Here is a 15,520-nt window from a genome sequence, read left to right as displayed (position 1 = left end):
TTCTGTTTTCGTGACAGAATCGCGGGATGACGACGCTCGCGACGACAGATCCGCTGACGGACTTCTCCGACGATGGAGAGGTGGACGCGCTGACCATCGGCCGTCGCATCCGTCAACTGCGCACCGACCGGGGCATGACCCTCGAAGAGCTCGCCGCCGCCGTCGACCGCGCGCCCAGCCAGCTGTCGATGATCGAGAACGGCCGGCGTGAGGCCAAGCTCACGATGCTGCGGACCATCGCACGGGCGCTCGGCACGACCCTCGACGCGCTGCTCGAGGCGGAGCCGCTCGATGAACGCTCGACGCTCGAGATCGCCCTCGAACGGGCGATGCGCGGGCCGACGTTCCGATCGCTCGGCATCGCCCCGTTCCGCGTCGCGAAGTCCCTGCCGACCGACGCGCTCAAGGCGATGCTCGCTCTCCACGGCGAGATCGAGCGGCTCCACGACGAGCGCGCCGCGACACCCGAAGAGGCCCGTCGCGCCAACGTCGCGCTGCGCAAGCTCATGCGCACGCAGAACAACTACTTCGGCGAGCTCGAAGAGCAGGCGCGGAGGATCCTCCGCGCGGTCGACCACCCCGGCGGCCCGCTCACGCAGCGCACGGCATCCGACATCGCCGCCCATCTCGGGTTCACCCTTCACTACGTGCCCGACCTGCCGCAGACCACCCGCTCGGTCGCCGACATCAAGAACGGCCGCCTGTACCTCTCGAGCCGTCACGCCGCGAAGGGCGACCCACGCACGGCGGTGCTGCAGGCGCTGTCGAGCCGCATCCTGGGGCACCGCGAGCCGAAGAGCTACGCCGAGTTCCTGCGGCAGCGCGTCGAGACGAACTACCTCACAGGCGCCCTGCTCATCCCCGAGGCGCACGCGGTGCCGTTCCTGCAGGAGGCGAAGAAGGACCGCGCGATCTCGATCGAGGATCTGCGCGACGCGTACTCGGTGTCGTACGAGACCGCGGCGCACCGCTTCACGAACCTCGCGACGGTGCACCTCGGCATCCCCGTGCACTTCCTCAAGGTGCACGAGTCGGGCACGATCACGAAGGCCTACGAGAACGACGACGTCAACTTCCCGACCGACCGGCTCGGGGCGATCGAGGGGCAGATGTGCTGCCGCCGGTGGACCTCGCGCGTGGTCTTCGACATCGAGGACCACTTCAACCCGTACTACCAGTACACCGACACCGGCAACGGCACGTACTGGTGCACGGCGCGCGTGGAGCACTCGAGCGAGGGCGCTCACTCGGTGTCGGTCGGCGTGCGCTTCGACGACACGAAGTGGTTCCTCGGGCGCGACACGACGAACCGCGGAGTGTCGAAGCACTCGGTCGAGGCGTGCTGCCGCCGCGCGCCGGCCGAGCTCGAGGCCGCGTGGCGCGACCACTCGTGGCCGAACGTGCGCACGCCGCGCACCCTGCTCGCGACGCTGCCGACGGGCGCGTTCCCGGGCGTCGACTCGACCGACGTGTACGAGTTCCTCGAGGCGCACGCGCCGCGCTGAGCGGGGCTACCGTCGAGCGTTCGCCATGGGCGCTGTGCTGACTCGCACCTTGAACCGCGCGCCGCGGTCCCATGCGACCCTCAGTCGTGAGGCTCGTACCCACCACAGCGCGAACAGCAGCGCGGGGACGAGCCCGCCGAGCGCGCACGCCGCCGTCGCCCAGCGCGGGCCGGCCGCCGTGGCGATGAACCCGATCACGGGTGCCCCGATGGTCGGCCCACCGATGACGAAGGCGATGTAGAGCGCCATGACCCGGCCGCGGAGCTCGGGCGGCGTCGCCGCCTGCAGGTAGGCGTTCGTGGTGTTCATGATCACGAGCGAGGTGAAGCCCAGCACGACGAGGAACGCGCCGAAGACCCACGCGCCCGGGCTCAGCGCACCGCCGATCGCGCCGAGTCCGAACACGAGCGCCGAGAGCGCGATCGCCGAAAGGCGCGCCCGTTCGCGTCGGGCGCCGGCGATCGCCCCGATCACGCTCCCGATCGCGACGACCGACGACAGAACGCCGAACTCGGTCGGGCCGAGTCCGAACTCCACGGTCGACATCGTCGCGACGATGATCGGCAGATTGGTGCCGATCGCGCCGAACACGAGCGCGCTCGCGACGACCACCGCGAGGTCGCCGCGCGAACTCACATAGAGCAGCCCCGCGCGGAGTCGTCCCGGCGCCCGTGGCGACCGGGGCTGCCGGTGCAGCTCGGCGGGGCGCATCGCGAGCAGGCCCGTGATCGTCGCGGCGAAGGTCACCGCGTTGATGAGGAGCACCCAGCCCGCCCCGATCGCGGCGGTGAGCAGGCCCGCGAGCGCGGGTCCCGCGAGACGCGCGACGGTGAACGAGGTCGCGTTGAGACCGACCGCGTTCGAGATGAGCGACGTCGGCACGAGCTCCGACACGAACGCCTGCCGTGCGGGTCCGTCGAAGGCGCTCGCGACGCCGAGCGCGACCGCGAGACCGTAGACCATCCACAGCTCGACGGCCCCGGTGAGGACAAGCGCCGCGAACACCGCGCCGATCACCGCCATCGCGGTCTGGGTGGCGAGCAGCAGCCGCCGCCGGTCGAACACGTCGGCGGCCAGACCTGTCAGGGGGGTGAGCAGCAGCACCGGGCCGAACTGCAGCGCGGTCGTGATCCCGACGGCGACAGCGTCATGGTCGGTGAGCTCGGTCAGGACGACCCAGTCCTGCGCGGTGCGCTGCATCCACGTGCCGACGTTCGACACCGTCGCGCCCGCGAACCACAGGCGGTAGTTGAACACCTTCAGCGAGCGGAACGGGCTGCTCATGCGATCGGGCCTTCCACACGCATCCGTGGTCGACCGTTCCCTCGCACGATGATTAGGGTACCTTATGAAATTCGAGGAGGTCGCATGACGATGACGCGCGTGGCACAGCTGGCGGTCCCAGATCCCGGACGGTTCGACGAGGTGGTCGGCGAGGTCGCGGTCGCCTCGCCCGAAGACATCGACCGGGTCGTGCGAGAAGCGGATGCGGCGGCCGCCGCGTGGGCGCGGCAGGGCCCGGATGCCCGGGCGGAGGCCCTCCTCGCCGCGGCCCGGGACTTCGACGCGGTCGACGATGCGCTCGCCGAGCTGCTCACGCGCGAGAACGGGTCGGTGCTCGCGGTGTCGCAGCGCGAGGTGTCGCTCGTGCCGCACCTGCTGCGCATGGCCGTCGACCTCGGCCTCGAGGCGCTCGCCCAACCCGTCGTCGAAGAGGCGACGGTCTCGCTGCGGCGGCGCCCGTACGGGGTCGTCGCGTGCATCGTGCCGTGGAACGCGCCCGTCGTGCTCGCGCTGCAGAAGGTGGGTCCGGCGCTCATCGCGGGCAACACCGTGATCGTCAAGCCGTCGCCGAACGCGCCGCTCGCCGTGACGCGCATCCTCCAACGCATCGCGGCGCATCTCCCCGAGGGCGTCCTCTCGGTCGTCAACGGCGGGGGCGAGGTCGGATCCGCGCTGGTGGCACACCCTGCTGTGCGCAAGGTCTCGTTCACGGGCGGCGAAGCGGTCGCGCGGCAGATCATGGCGCTCGCGGCGGAAAGCTTCACGCGGGTCCACTTCGAACTCGGCGGCAACGACCCCGCGATCGTGCTCGACGACGCGGACGTGGAGGGCGCTGCGGAGGCGATCGTGTCGCACGCGTTCCGCCGGTCCGGCCAGGTCTGCTACGCGATCAAGCGCGTGTACGTGCCCCGCCGGCTGCTGGACGACTTCTCCGACGCGGCGTTCGCCGCGATGGACCGGTTCGTCGTCGGCCACGGCCTCGACCCGGACGCGACGATGGGCCCGGTCAACAACGAGGGGCAGTTCGAGCGCGTGCGCCGCCTCCACGACGGTCTCCGCGCGCGGGGAGCGCGCGTCGAGACGGGCGGTGTCCGCCTCGACCCGGGCGGGTGGGAGCGCGGGTGGTACGTGCAGCCCTCGCTCGTGCGCGACGCGGACCCGCACGACGAGATCGTGATGGCGGAGCAGTTCGGCCCGATCCTGCCTATCGTCGCCTACGACGACGAGACGGATGCGGTCGCCCACGCGAACGGCACCGAGTACGGTCTCTGCTCGTCGATCTGGTCGGCCGATCTCGACCGCGCCCGCGAGGTCGCTGAGCGGCTCGAGGCGGGCATCACGTTCGTCAACGAGCACGCCCTCAGTCCCGCGGGGCGCCGCGCGCTTCCGTTCGGTGGCGTCAAGCGCAGCGGGGTCGGGTGGGAGGGGGCATCCGCGGGCATCGACGAGTACCTCCAGTTCCACGGGATCCAGGTCGCGGAGGCCGCGCGATGACGGGCGGGGCGGGCGAGACCGCCGCACGCGCGCTCATCGAGGGCCTCGCGGCCTATGGCGTCGAGGTGATCTTCGGCAACCTCGGAAGCGACCACACCGCCCTCATCGACGCACTCGCCGAACTGCACGAGCAGGGCGCGAGGGTGCCTGCAGTCGTCCTCGCACCCCATGAGGCGAGCGCGCTCGCGGCGGCGCACGGGTACGCGCTCGTGCGCGGCCGTGCGCAGGCGGTGTTCGTGCACGTCGACGTCGGCACGGCGAACCTCGGGGGCGCCGTGCACAACGCCGCCCGCGCACGCGTCCCCGTGCTGCTGTTCGCAGGGCTCACGCCCTACACGATGGAGGGCGAGCACCCGGGCACCCGCAACTCGTACCCGAACCACCTCCAGGACATCCCCGATCAGCACGGCATCGTCCGTCCCTACGTCAAGTGGAGCTATGACCTGCGCACGGGCGCCAACGCGCGCCAGCTCGTCTCGCGTGCACTGCAGCTCGCCGAGAGCTCCCCCCAGGGGCCGGTCTACCTCACCGGGGCACGGGAGGTTTTGGCATCCGTCTCGTCCGGTCGCGAGGTCGACGCGCAGCGGTGGCGCGCGATCGAGCCGGCCCCGCTGCCGTCGTCGCTCGTCGACGCGATCCTGGCGGCGGTCGCGGGGGCGGAGTTCCCCCTGCTCGTGACGTCGTCGCTCGGGCGCGACCCCGACTCCGTCGAGGTGCTCGTCGAGCTCGCCGAGACGCTGGGCATCGGCGTGGTCGAGGCCGTGCCCGACGTGTTGAGCTTCCCGGCGGATCACGAGCTGCATGTGGGCTTCATGGCCGACCCGCTGCTGTCGCGCGCGGACGTCGTCATCGTGGTCGACTCGTATGCGCCGTGGATGCCGGCGCGCGCCACGCCCCGCGACGACGCGCGGATCTTCGTGCTCGGCGCCGATCCGCTGAACGAGCGCACGCCGCTGTGGTACCTCGAGGCGGAGGCGTTCGCGCGCACTGACTCGCCCGTCGCGCTGCGGCAGCTGCGAGATGCGGCGCGGCACCTCGCCGACCGCGGAGACGCCGAGAGCCGCCGCGCGCGACTCGCGGCGGAGCATGCGGCGCAGCGCGACCGGTGGCGCGGCGAGCGCGAGGGCGGTGACGGGCGACTCACGGTGCCGCTCGTGTGCGCGGCGCTCGAGCGTGCGCTCGACCCCTCGACGATCGTGCTCAACGAGGCGATCAGCAACGCCGAGGCGGTGTTCCGCCACCTGCTGCGCTCGCGTCCCGGAACGCGGTTCGCGAGCGGCGGGTCGTCGCTCGGGTGGAGCAGCGCGGCGGCGGTGGGCATCAAGCTCGCGCAGCCTGACGCGACCGTCGTGTCGATCGTGGGGGACGGGTCGTACTTCCTCAGCGAGCCGTCGTCGTCGCACTGGATGGCGCACCGCTACGGCGCGCCGTTCCTCACGGTGATCCTCGACAACGGGGGCTGGAACGCGACGAAGCAGAACGTGATCCGCCAGCATCCGGAAGGTCCCGCCGCGTCGGGCGACCGGTTCTGGGTCAATCTCGCGCAGGAGGCGGACCTGCCCGGTGTCGCGGCCGCGGCCGGCGGCGCCTACGCCGCCACGGCGTCGACGGCGGCCGAGCTCGAGGAGCAGCTGCGGCTCGGCCTCGACGCCGTCGCGTCGGGCCGCGCGGCGGTGATCTCGGCGCGGCTCGCGCCGATCAGCGATCAGTGCGCCGACAAGCCCGCGGCGCGCGGCCGCTCGGCTTGACGCGCGATCACAGGCAGCCGTAATCTGGAAGTAGTTAGGTCACCTAAGGAAATGGAGACGATCGTGTCGGAGGCCGCGCCGGTACTTGCCGCTGATCGCATCGAAGAGGACCACGAGCTCCTCATCAGCGTGGCCGCGCGCCTCAACCGCACGAGCCAGATGCTCCTCGCATCCTTGCCCGTTCCGCTGACCTTCCGCCAGTACCGCACGCTGTCGCGCGTGATCGGCGGGTACACGTCGCTCAGCCAGCTCGCCAAACGAGGCAACCTCTCGCTTCCGACCGTCTCCGAGAATGTCGACGGGCTCGTCAAGCGCGGCCTCATGACGACGACGGCGAGCGAGTCCGACCGGCGCGCGATCGTCCTGCATGTGACGGATGCCGGGCGCGAAGCCGCGGCCGCCGGCGAGGCCGCGCTGAAGGACTTCACGTCGGCCCTGCTCGCAGAGCTCGCGCCGGATCGTCGCGCCGACCTCCAGGACTCCCTGCGCGTGGTGTACGGGGCCGCGACCACGTACTTCGTGCAGAACGTCCAGGCGCGCTAGCCGTCACGACAGCCGAGGAGGCGCCGCTGTGGGCATGACGATGGCCGAGAAGGTCCTCGCGCGCCGCAGCGGCCGCGCGGTCGTCCGGCCGGGCGACATCGTCGTGACCGACGTCGATCTGATCGTCCTCGCCGACACGGTCTTCAGCGACACCCCCGACACGCTCCCGACCGACCTGCTGCGCGTCGCGCATCCCGACCGGATCGTCGTGCTGATGGACCACGGCGTGCCGGCGCCCAACGAGCGGTACGCGCGTGCGCAGCGCCGCGCCCGCGAGCACGCGCGGCGCCTCGGTTTCCGCGAGGTCGCCGACGTCGGCGGCGGGGGCATCGAGCACCAGCTCATCTTCGAGCGCTGCCTCGCGCTGCCCGGTCAGCTCGTCGCGTCGAACGACTCGCACACGAGCGCCGCCGGCGTGCTCAACTGCGCCGCCCGCGGGCTCGGGCTCGCCGACATCCTCCAACTCGCCGCCACGGGGCGCACGTGGTACCGGGCGTCGCCGACGGTGCGGTTCGTGCTCGAGGGCGAGCTCCCGTTCGGCGTGTACGGCAAGGACGTGTTCCTCCACCTGTCCCAGCTCTACGGGAGCCAGGAGGGCCACGACATCGAGTTCGGAGGACCGGGCCTCGAGACCATGCCGCTCGACGACCGCGCGACGCTCGCGACGATGTGCACCGAGCTCAACGCCAACTTCGTCATGATGCCCGTCGACGCGCTCCTGCGGGAGCACATCGCGGCGGTCACCGATGCGGCGTACGAACCGGTCGAGCCGGATGCGGATGCCGAGTACGCCGCCGTCCACGTCGTCGACCTGGCCGACGTGAAGCCGCGCATCGCGCTCCCGCACCGCATCAACGGGAACGTCCGCAGCGCGGCGGCGGTCGCGGCCGACGGCATCCGGATCGACCAGGCGTTCATCGGCTCGTGCGCGAACGGCAAGCTGTCCGACCTGCGCATCGCGGCGCGGCTGCTCGAGGGGCGGCGCGTCGCCGACGGCGTGCGCCTCATCGTGACGCCCGGATCCCAGGCGGTGTACCTCGAGGCATTACGCGCGGGCTACATCGAGACGCTCACCGAGGCCGGAGCCGTCGTCACGAATTCCACGTGCGGTGCGTGCGCGGGCGGGCACCTGGGCGTGCTCGCACCCGGCGAGGTGTGCATCACGTCGAGCACGCGCAACTTCCGCGGACGCATGGGCAGCGCCGACGCCGAGATCTACCTCGCCTCCACGGCGACGGTCGCGGCATCCGCGATCGAAGGCGTCATCGCCGATCCGATGCCGCATCTCGTCGAACGGCCGCTCGTATGACCGGGACGGCAGAGGAGTGGGTGTTCACCGGCCGCGCGCGGGTGTTCGCCGAAGACGACATCAACACCGACCAGATCATGCCGCGCCGGGGATTCGAGCTGCCGCCCGAGGAGCAGTCCGCGCTCGTGCTCGACTCGATCCGCCCCGGGTGGGCGGCGACGGTGCGGGCAGGCGACATCCTGATCGCGGGGCGCCGATTCGGATGCGGCTCGAGCCGGCCCGCCCCGCTCGTGCTCGCGCGCACAGGCATCGCCGCGGTCGTCGCGGAGTCGCTCGGCGACATCTTCCTGCGCAACGCCGTCGCGTACGCCGTGCCCGTGCTCGAGTGCCCGGGCGTGCTCGACGTCGTCGCCGAGGGCGATGATCTCGAGGTCCGCGTCGCGCGGGGGACGGTGGCGAATCTGACGACCGGCGCCACCGCGGAGGCGACTCCGCTCCCGACCATGCTGCTCGACACGATCGCGGCGGGCGGCGTCCACGCGCTGCTCCGGCGCGACGGCTATCTCGCGCCCGCCGACTGACCTCGAGGCATCCGTCGGGCCACGCTGTCGGGTGTTTCCGACCATCGGAACGCACCGTCCTCGGCTGCTCGCATCTCTGGTGGAGTGGGCGTTTCCCGGACAGCGGGCCCGACGCATCCGGATCCCTTGACTAGTTAGGGGCCCTAACGGTATCGTCGGGCAGGTACTTAGGGGCCCGTACTAATGGGCTCGGCCCACAGGTCGGACGCACGTCGAGGCCCCGGTACACCACCCGGCGGTCGTACCCCGTCCGGCGGGTGAGGAACGCACCGATTGCCCGAAGAACGCAGCCCCGGCCGGGACTCGAAGCAGAGCCCCGACCTCGACGAAGAGAAAGAGGCCAGTTATGCGTGCAAAGAGAGGTATCGCCCTCGCGATGGTCGTGGCCGGCACGATCGCCCTCGCCTCCTGCGCCAGCCAGCAGCAACCCCAAGCCGGTCCGTCCGACGGGGGAGCCGACGAGTGCGGCCCCCTCACCGAGCTCACGAAGGTCACGCTCGGGGTGAACCCCGGCGCTCAGGACCTCGTGACCCAGGCGATCGAGGAACAGGAGTTCGACAAGAAGTACAACCTCGACCTCGAGATCAAGAGCTTCGAGAACCCGCCCGCGTCGGCCCAGGCGGTCACGCAGAAGGCCGTCGACATCGGCTTCGGCGGGGTCACCACGATGGCCCAGGCCCGCTCGAAGGGCCTCGACGTCTTCCTGTTCGGCGCGCTCGCCAGCCCGTCGAACGGCGTCTTCGTCCAGAAGGACTCCGACATCGAAGACATCGGCGACCTCGAGGGCGCACGCTTCGGCTCGTTCTCGGCGAACAACAGCGCGACGTTCGTCGTGCTGTCGGCGATCGCATCCGAGGCGTTCGGCATGGACAAGCTCGAGGACGAGCTCGCCTCGCTCGCCGTGGCGCCGGATGCCGCGATCTCCGGCCTGCTCGGACAGGGCGAGCTCGACGCTGTCCTCCTGGGCTCCACCGCGACGGTCGTCACGCAGCTCGAGGGCAAGTACAAGCAGATCGGCGACCTCTCGAGCGAGTACATCGAGGCGACGGGCATCGCGCCCGTCCACCTCGGGATCGTCTCCACCGACAGCTACGCGGCAGACCACTGCAGCGAACTCGTCGCGTTCTCGAACGCGATGCGCGACGGCGTCGAGTACGTCCAGGCCGACGACGAGGCGTGGGAGCGCTACGCCGAGGCGCTCGACCTCACCGACCCGAAGGCCCCCCAGGCGCTGCAGGACCTCCTCGGCGCGAACTTCCGCACCGAGTGGGACGAGATGCAGGTCGAGGGCATCACGAAGATGCTCGAGTCCTTCATCCCGATCCTCGGCGAGGAGGACTTCATCCCCGAGGTGCCGGACGGCCTGTTCCGCCTCGAGTTCGTAGCCACCGAGGACTGACCCGTCCGCTCGGCCCGGGCCGTCGGGTCCGGGCCGAGCCCCACCGGAACCACTCCACACCGATATGGAAGGCAACCCCATGTCCACCTCCACCGAAGTCGCCGACGACTCGGGCATCCGCGTCGACACGGACGTCGTGCGGGGCATCGAAGAGCCCGTCCCGATCAAGCGGCGCAAGTCGTGGAAACGGCCGCTGCGGCGGTTCTCCGCCCTCATCGGCATCATCGTCATCTGGTGGCTCGCGTCGCTCTTCATGAGCCCGCAGACCCTGCCCGGTCCGTTCCTCGTCTTCTCGACCATGCTCGAGAACCTCACCGAGGGCGACACCTACTACCAGCTCGCCGTCACGATGGGCCGCGTCCTGGGCGGCATGACGATCGCGATGATCATGGGCCTGGTCATCGGCCTCATCATGGGCCTGTCGGCCTGGGGCGAAGACCTCCTGATCAACGTCGTGCTCGTGGGCTTCTCGATCCCCGCCGTCGTCTTCGGAATCCTCTTCATCCTGTGGTTCGGGCTCAACGACACGGCGGCGATCCTCGCGGTCGGCGTCGCGGCGACGCCCGCCATCGCCATCAACATCTGGCAAGGGACGAAGGCGATCGACCGAGATCTCATGCACATGGGCAAGGCGTTCCGCTTCTCGCAGCGCTCGATGCTCACGAAGGTCGTCATCCCGCAGCTCGTGCCTTTCGTGCTCGCGGCCCTGCGAACCGCGCTCGCGATCTCGTGGAAGATCGTCACCGTCGTCGAGCTCATCGGCCTCTCCAGCGGCGTCGGCTACATGCTCCATTGGTGGTTCGGCAACTTCAACATGACGCAGGTGCTCGCGTGGACCCTGCTCTTCACGATCACGCTGCTGCTGATCGAGAACCTCATCCTCAAGCCGATCGAGAAGCGGCTGACCCGTTGGCGCCCGCACGCGGCGGCGCTGGAAGGAGCGGCCTGACATGGCGTACCTCGAGATCGAGAACCTCCGCAAGGAGTTCCGCCGGCCGGGGCAGACGCCCCTCAAGGTGATCGACGGGCTGAACGTGAGCGTCGAGGAAGGCGCGCTGCTGTCCATCCTCGGACCGAGCGGATGCGGCAAGTCGACGATGCTCAACATCATCAACGGCCTCGACGACGCGACCTCCGGCCGGATCATCCTCAACGGCAAAGAGGTGAGCACGAAGGCGCGGTCCGACGTCAAGGTGAGCGTCGTGTTCCAGCAGCCGCGCCTGCTCAACTGGCGCACGGTGAGCGACAACGTGCTCGTCCCCCTGCTCGAGCGCGGCGTCGGCAAGCGCGAGGCCAAGGAGCGGGTCGAGAAGTACCTCGACCTGGTAGGGCTCGGCGAGTTCGGCGGGTACTACCCGCTGCAGCTCTCGGGCGGCATGCAGCAGCGCGTGTCGCTCGCCCGCGGCCTCGCGATCGAGCCCGACCTGCTGCTCGCCGACGAGCCCTTCTCGGCGCTCGACGAGATCACGGCGCGCAAGCTCCGCCAGGAGTTCGTGCGCGTGTGGGCGACCACCGGCCGGACGATCCTGTTCGTCACACACAACATCCGCGAGGCGGTGTTCCTCTCGTCGCGCATGCTCGTGATCACGGCTCGCCCGTCGACGACGTTCCTCGACATGGAGATCGACGTGCCCCAGCCGCGCAAGCCCGAGGACGACGCGCTCTTCGAGCTCGAGAAGTCGATCACGGCCGACTTCATGCGCATGGAGGACGAGTCCGAGATGAAGCGCCGCCTGCAGGAGGCCGTGGCATGACGGACGTGACGACGCTCACCCCCGGTGCGACCTCGACGCTCGAACCGGCGGATGCCGCGGAGCGCGCACTGCGCCATCGGAAGCTGCGTGCGGCGATGGCCGACCAGGGGCTCGACGCGATCCTCGCCTACGCCCCCGCGTGGCGCCGCGAGAACGTGCGCTACCTCACCGACACGTCGGTGGGAGGCACGGCCACCTTCGCGCTGCTGCCTCTCGACGGCCCGGCCACGGCGTACTCCACGCGGCTGAGCGACCTCGCGCCGCTCGTGCGCACCGGCTGGGTCGACGACGCCCGCCTCATCGCGCTCCCCGGCGCGGACGCGCTCGTCGACGCCGTGGCCGATCTCGGCCTGCGCCGCATCGGCGTCGGGCACCTCGAGCTGCTGCCCCTCGGATTCGACCGCGCGATCCGCGAGGGCATGCCGGGGGTGGAGCTCGTCTCGGCCACCAAGCTCCTCGACGAGGCGCGCATGGTCAAGAGCGAGTGGGAGCTCGAGCGCATGCGCACGGCTGCCGCGGTGTCGGATGCCGCGTGGAACGCGTTCGTCGAGGTGCTCGAGCCCGGCATCACCGAGTACGACATCGTCGCCGGCGTCGAGGCCGAGATCAAGCGCCTCGGGGCCGAGGACAACTTCATGCTCATCGCCTCGGGCAAGGACGAGGTTCTCGGCATGACGCCGCCGAGCCGCCGGGTCATCCAGCCGGGAGACATGGTCCGCACCGAACTCACGCCGCAGACGGGCGGCTACTGGCTGCAGATCTGCCGGTCGGTCACCGTCGGCCCGCCCTCCGCCGAGCAGCAGCGCTCGTTCGAGCTGTTCCGCGAGGCCGCGGATGCCGGGTTCGCGGTCGTCAAGCCGGGCGTCACCGCCCACGAGGTGGCCGTAGCCGAGAACGACGTGTTCCGCAAGCACGGACTGGGGGAGTACTGCTCCGACCAGTGGACGCGCGTGCGCGGCCACGGCGTCGGCCTCCACCTCGACGAGACGCCGATCATCGAGGGCAACCACACCGTGCTGCCCGAGGGCGCGACGTTCATCATCCACCCCAACACGTTCACCCCGATCGCGGGCTACCACGTGTTCGGCGACCAGGTGGTCGTCACCGCGACGGGTGCGGAGTACTTCGTCTCGACCGAACGGCGACTCTTCTCGTCCGACGAAAGGAGCCGGCGATGAAGCGCGGACTCGTGGTGCTCGACCATGACGAGGTCTCGGTCGACGAGTGGAGCGGTCGCATCGCGGCCCTGCAGGCGGACCTGCGCGCTCAGGGTGTCGATCTCGCCCTCATCTACAACGACGTCTCGCGCGGCGACGACATCGGCTACCTGACGAACCTCGTCATCTACTGGAACGAGGGTGTGCTCGCGGTGCCCGCCGAGGGCGAGGCGACCCTGCTCACGAAACTGTCGAAGCGCGTGTTCCCGTGGATGCAGCGCACGTCGAACCTCAGCGACATCCGCAGCGGCCGCGCCTTCGGCGCCCTCGTCTCGGCGCACGTCGCCGATCGGCCCGCCGGGACGATCGGGTTCGTCGACGCGGAACTGTGGCCGGCGGGCGTCGTGCGCGAGATCGAGGCCGCCGTGCCGGAGTGGCGCACGAAGCTGCTCGGTCCGCTCGTGCGGGACCGGAGGGCGCTGCCGTCCGAGGCGGAGCTCTCGCTCCTGCGCACGGGTGCCGGCATCCTGCGCGACGCTCTCGCGGCGGCGACGGCGGACGGTCTCGGGGCGCGCGACCGCATCGCGGCGATCGAGGACATCGCGCGCCGTGGCGGCTTCGCCGACCTGCTGTTCCGCATGGCCGACGACGATGGCCACGTCACGTTCGAGGCGGCGGGGCAGTATCGGAACGGCTGGCTGCTCATCGCGCGGACGTTCGGCGACGAGCCGTGGCTGCCCGCCCTCGCCGACGCGCAGCGTGCGGCGCTCGGGGCGGTCCGTCCCGGCGTCGAGTGGAGCGCGGTCGAGGCATCCGCCGCTTCGGCGCTCGACGCGCTGCCGCCGGGCTCCGTGTCGACTCTGCGGTGGATCAGCCAGGCCGACTTCGCAACCGGCGGAGAGCTCCAGCCCGCACCCGAGACGGGCCCGGCCGAAGGCGAGGTCATCGCCGTCGTGCTCGAGGTCGTCGACCCGCGCGGCATCCGCAGCGTCCTCACCGACACCGTGCTCGTCGCACGCGACGGCGTCGAGCCACTCACCATCTGAACGAGAGAGAACACGCGAGATCCATGAGAATCCTGTCGAACGCCGACGTCGAGCAGCTCCTGAGTCCTCAGGACGTGCTCGATGTCCTCGAGGTCGCGTACCGCGAGCTCGCCCAGAACCGCGGCCACAACCGCCCGCGCAACCACACGTACTTCCCGGTCGAGGACGAGCGGTACCCGGGATTCCGGTTCCGCTTCAAGTCGCAGGAGGGCGGCAACATCTCCAGTGGCGTGTGGGGCACGCGCATCACGTCCGACATGGTCGGCGTCGAGACGCTCCCCACGGGTGAGAAGCGGCGGCGTTTGCTCCCGGTCGCGCCCGGCGGCAACTACGTCGGGCTCGTGACGCTGTTCAGCCTCACCGAGCTGGCACCTCTCGCGATCATCCACGACTCCGTGATCCAGAAGTACCGCGTCGGCGCGACGACGGCTCTCGGCATCCGCGAGATGGCTCGCGACGACGTGACGGTCGCCGGCATGTTCGGCGCCGGATGGCAGGCCGCCGCGCACCTCGAGACGCTCCTGCTCGTGCGTCCCGACATCGAGGAGATCCGCGTGTTCAGCCCCACGCGCGAGCGGCGGGAGAAGTTCGCGGCGGACTGGGCCGAGAAGACCGGCCGCAACGTGATCGCCGTCGACGACCCGAAGCAGGCGGTCGTCGGATGCGGCATCGTGACGGCCGCGACGGCGGCGATGGACCCCGTGTTCGACGGCAGCTGGATCGAGCCCGGCACGCACGTGTCGTGCATCACGAGCCCCGATGGCACCGCGACGCGCCGCGAGCTCGACGACACGGCGTTCGACCGCGCGGGCCGCATCGTGGTCTTCAGCCGTGAGCAGGTGCACCACGACAAGCAGTTCGACATCCTCGGTCCGGTCGAGCGGGGACTGAAGAAGTGGGAGGACATCCAGGAGCTCGGCGACATCCTGGTCGACCCCGCTCCCGCCCGGTCGAGCGAGGACGAGATCACGATCTTCGCGAACAACACCGGCATGGGCATCCAGTTCGCGGCGGTCGGGGCGAAGATCCTCGAGCTCGCGGAGGAGCGCGATCTCGGTCACGTCATCCCGACCGAGTGGTTCGTCGAGGACACGACGCCGTGAGCGCCGTCACGAAGGACCGCCTCGGCGGCAGGAGCATCGTCTTCGGAGACGACATCAACACCGACGTCATCATCCCGGGCCGCTATCTCGTGAGCATCGACCCGATCGAGCTCGGCACGCACGCGTTCGAGCCGCTCGGGCCCGAGGTCCAGGCGAAGCTCAAGGAGAGCCGGGTCGTCGTCGCAGGGCGCAACTTCGGATGCGGCAGCGCCCGCGAGCAGGCGTCGACGTGCCTCATCGGGGTCGGCGTGAAGGCGGTCGTCGCGCGTTCGTACTCGCGCGTGTTCTTCCGCAACGCGATCAACACGGGTCTGGTCGCCGTCGAGTGCCCCGCCGCGGTCGACGCGATCACCGAGGGCGACGAGGTGTGGGTCGACTACGAGGCGGGCACCGTGACGGTCGGCGACCAGTCGTTCCCGTTCACGCCGTTCCCGCCGGTGCTGCGCGAGATCCTCGAGGCCGGCGGCCTGATCGAGCACCTCATGAAGAAGTTCGCGAAGGAGAAGAGCTGATGGGCAAGACTTTCGCCGTCAAGGCGCTGGAGCGCGCCTCGGGGGAGACGGGGCTGGCTCCCGGTCAGATCGTCGACGCCTACCCCGACCTCTACATGAGCCACACCGCGACCTGGCGCTGCATCAAGACGTGGGAGCGCATGGG

At 70.4% G+C, this 15,520-nt stretch carries 14 protein-coding genes; 13 read left to right on the top strand and 1 reads right to left on the bottom strand.

Annotated elements, in window-relative coordinates; genetic code table 11:
- Window positions 1-26 precede the first annotated feature (26 nt).
- Entirely contained in the window at window positions 27-1,505 is a 1,479-nt protein-coding gene (locus VFF97_RS00310) for a helix-turn-helix domain-containing protein (RefSeq protein WP_325031495.1), read from the top strand.
- 6 nt (window positions 1,506-1,511) lie between these two features.
- Here the strand turns inward: VFF97_RS00310 and VFF97_RS00305 are convergent, their stop codons facing one another.
- Window positions 1,512-2,789, bottom strand: a complete 1,278-nt coding sequence (locus VFF97_RS00305) for an MFS transporter (protein ID WP_325031494.1) — start codon at window positions 2,787-2,789, stop codon at window positions 1,512-1,514.
- Window positions 2,790-2,873: 84 nt separating this feature from the next.
- Between VFF97_RS00305 and VFF97_RS00300 the strand changes: the two genes are divergently transcribed.
- The 12 genes from VFF97_RS00300 (at window position 2,874) to leuD (ending at window position 15,375) form a co-directional block, all read left to right on the top strand.
- Window positions 2,874-4,283: an aldehyde dehydrogenase family protein gene (locus tag VFF97_RS00300; RefSeq protein WP_325031493.1), complete on the top strand. Its 1,410-nt coding sequence runs from the start codon at window positions 2,874-2,876 to the stop codon at window positions 4,281-4,283.
- Window positions 4,280-6,031, top strand: a complete 1,752-nt coding sequence (locus tag VFF97_RS00295) for a thiamine pyrophosphate-requiring protein (RefSeq protein WP_325031492.1) — start codon at window positions 4,280-4,282, stop codon at window positions 6,029-6,031. The genes VFF97_RS00300 and VFF97_RS00295 overlap by 4 nt, the downstream gene beginning before the upstream one ends.
- A 51-nt stretch (window positions 6,032-6,082) precedes the next feature.
- A complete protein-coding gene (locus tag VFF97_RS00290; RefSeq protein WP_325031491.1) occupies window positions 6,083-6,574 on the top strand; it encodes a MarR family winged helix-turn-helix transcriptional regulator in 492 nt (163 codons plus the stop codon).
- 34 nt (window positions 6,575-6,608) lie between these two features.
- Entirely contained in the window at window positions 6,609-7,883 is a 1,275-nt protein-coding gene (locus VFF97_RS00285) for an aconitase/3-isopropylmalate dehydratase large subunit family protein (RefSeq protein ID WP_325031511.1), read from the top strand.
- A complete protein-coding gene (locus VFF97_RS00280; RefSeq protein ID WP_325031490.1) occupies window positions 7,880-8,404 on the top strand; it encodes a hypothetical protein in 525 nt (174 codons plus the stop codon). The genes VFF97_RS00285 and VFF97_RS00280 overlap by 4 nt, the downstream gene beginning before the upstream one ends.
- Before the next feature lie 346 nt (window positions 8,405-8,750).
- Window positions 8,751-9,803, top strand: a complete 1,053-nt coding sequence (locus VFF97_RS00275) for an ABC transporter substrate-binding protein (protein ID WP_325031489.1) — start codon at window positions 8,751-8,753, stop codon at window positions 9,801-9,803.
- A gap of 79 nt (window positions 9,804-9,882) precedes the next feature.
- Window positions 9,883-10,752: an ABC transporter permease gene (locus tag VFF97_RS00270; protein WP_325031488.1), complete on the top strand. Its 870-nt coding sequence runs from the start codon at window positions 9,883-9,885 to the stop codon at window positions 10,750-10,752.
- A gap of 1 nt (window position 10,753) precedes the next feature.
- A complete protein-coding gene (locus VFF97_RS00265; protein ID WP_325031487.1) occupies window positions 10,754-11,557 on the top strand; it encodes an ABC transporter ATP-binding protein in 804 nt (267 codons plus the stop codon).
- Entirely contained in the window at window positions 11,554-12,735 is a 1,182-nt protein-coding gene (locus VFF97_RS00260) for a Xaa-Pro peptidase family protein (protein ID WP_325031486.1), read from the top strand. Before VFF97_RS00265 ends, VFF97_RS00260 begins: the two co-directional genes overlap by 4 nt.
- Window positions 12,732-13,760 carry an aminopeptidase P family N-terminal domain-containing protein gene (locus tag VFF97_RS00255; RefSeq protein WP_325031485.1) on the top strand — a complete coding sequence of 343 codons (1,029 nt, stop codon included), beginning with the start codon at window positions 12,732-12,734 and terminating at the stop codon, window positions 13,758-13,760. Before VFF97_RS00260 ends, VFF97_RS00255 begins: the two co-directional genes overlap by 4 nt.
- A 23-nt stretch (window positions 13,761-13,783) precedes the next feature.
- Complete coding sequence (locus VFF97_RS00250) at window positions 13,784-14,863, top strand: ornithine cyclodeaminase family protein (RefSeq protein WP_325031484.1); 1,080 nt, start codon at window positions 13,784-13,786, stop codon at window positions 14,861-14,863.
- The gene (gene leuD / locus VFF97_RS00245) at window positions 14,860-15,375 is read left to right on the top strand and encodes a 3-isopropylmalate dehydratase small subunit (protein WP_325031483.1); all 516 of its coding nucleotides are present in this window, start codon (window positions 14,860-14,862) and stop codon (window positions 15,373-15,375) included. The genes VFF97_RS00250 and leuD overlap by 4 nt, the downstream gene beginning before the upstream one ends.
- The last annotated feature ends 145 nt before the right edge of the window (window positions 15,376-15,520 follow it).

It is taken from the genome of Microbacterium sp. (genome assembly GCF_035687345.1).
Taxonomy (GTDB): Bacteria; Actinomycetota; Actinomycetes; order Actinomycetales; family Microbacteriaceae; genus Microbacterium.
The sequence above is the reverse complement of the archived record's forward strand: the minus strand, read 5'-3'. Positions and strand labels throughout refer to the sequence as shown.

Coding starts and splice junctions, on each gene's coding strand:
- VFF97_RS00310 (WP_325031495.1), top strand. CDS start 27: ATGACGACGCTCGCGACGACAGATCCGCTGACGGACTTCTCCGACGAT.
- VFF97_RS00305 (WP_325031494.1), bottom strand. CDS start 2,789: ATGAGCAGCCCGTTCCGCTCGCTGAAGGTGTTCAACTACCGCCTGTGG.
- VFF97_RS00300 (WP_325031493.1), top strand. CDS start 2,874: ATGACGATGACGCGCGTGGCACAGCTGGCGGTCCCAGATCCCGGACGG.
- VFF97_RS00295 (WP_325031492.1), top strand. CDS start 4,280: ATGACGGGCGGGGCGGGCGAGACCGCCGCACGCGCGCTCATCGAGGGC.
- VFF97_RS00290 (WP_325031491.1), top strand. CDS start 6,083: ATGGAGACGATCGTGTCGGAGGCCGCGCCGGTACTTGCCGCTGATCGC.
- VFF97_RS00285 (WP_325031511.1), top strand. CDS start 6,609: ATGACGATGGCCGAGAAGGTCCTCGCGCGCCGCAGCGGCCGCGCGGTC.
- VFF97_RS00280 (WP_325031490.1), top strand. CDS start 7,880: ATGACCGGGACGGCAGAGGAGTGGGTGTTCACCGGCCGCGCGCGGGTG.
- VFF97_RS00275 (WP_325031489.1), top strand. CDS start 8,751: ATGCGTGCAAAGAGAGGTATCGCCCTCGCGATGGTCGTGGCCGGCACG.
- VFF97_RS00270 (WP_325031488.1), top strand. CDS start 9,883: ATGTCCACCTCCACCGAAGTCGCCGACGACTCGGGCATCCGCGTCGAC.
- VFF97_RS00265 (WP_325031487.1), top strand. CDS start 10,754: ATGGCGTACCTCGAGATCGAGAACCTCCGCAAGGAGTTCCGCCGGCCG.
- VFF97_RS00260 (WP_325031486.1), top strand. CDS start 11,554: ATGACGGACGTGACGACGCTCACCCCCGGTGCGACCTCGACGCTCGAA.
- VFF97_RS00255 (WP_325031485.1), top strand. CDS start 12,732: ATGAAGCGCGGACTCGTGGTGCTCGACCATGACGAGGTCTCGGTCGAC.
- VFF97_RS00250 (WP_325031484.1), top strand. CDS start 13,784: ATGAGAATCCTGTCGAACGCCGACGTCGAGCAGCTCCTGAGTCCTCAG.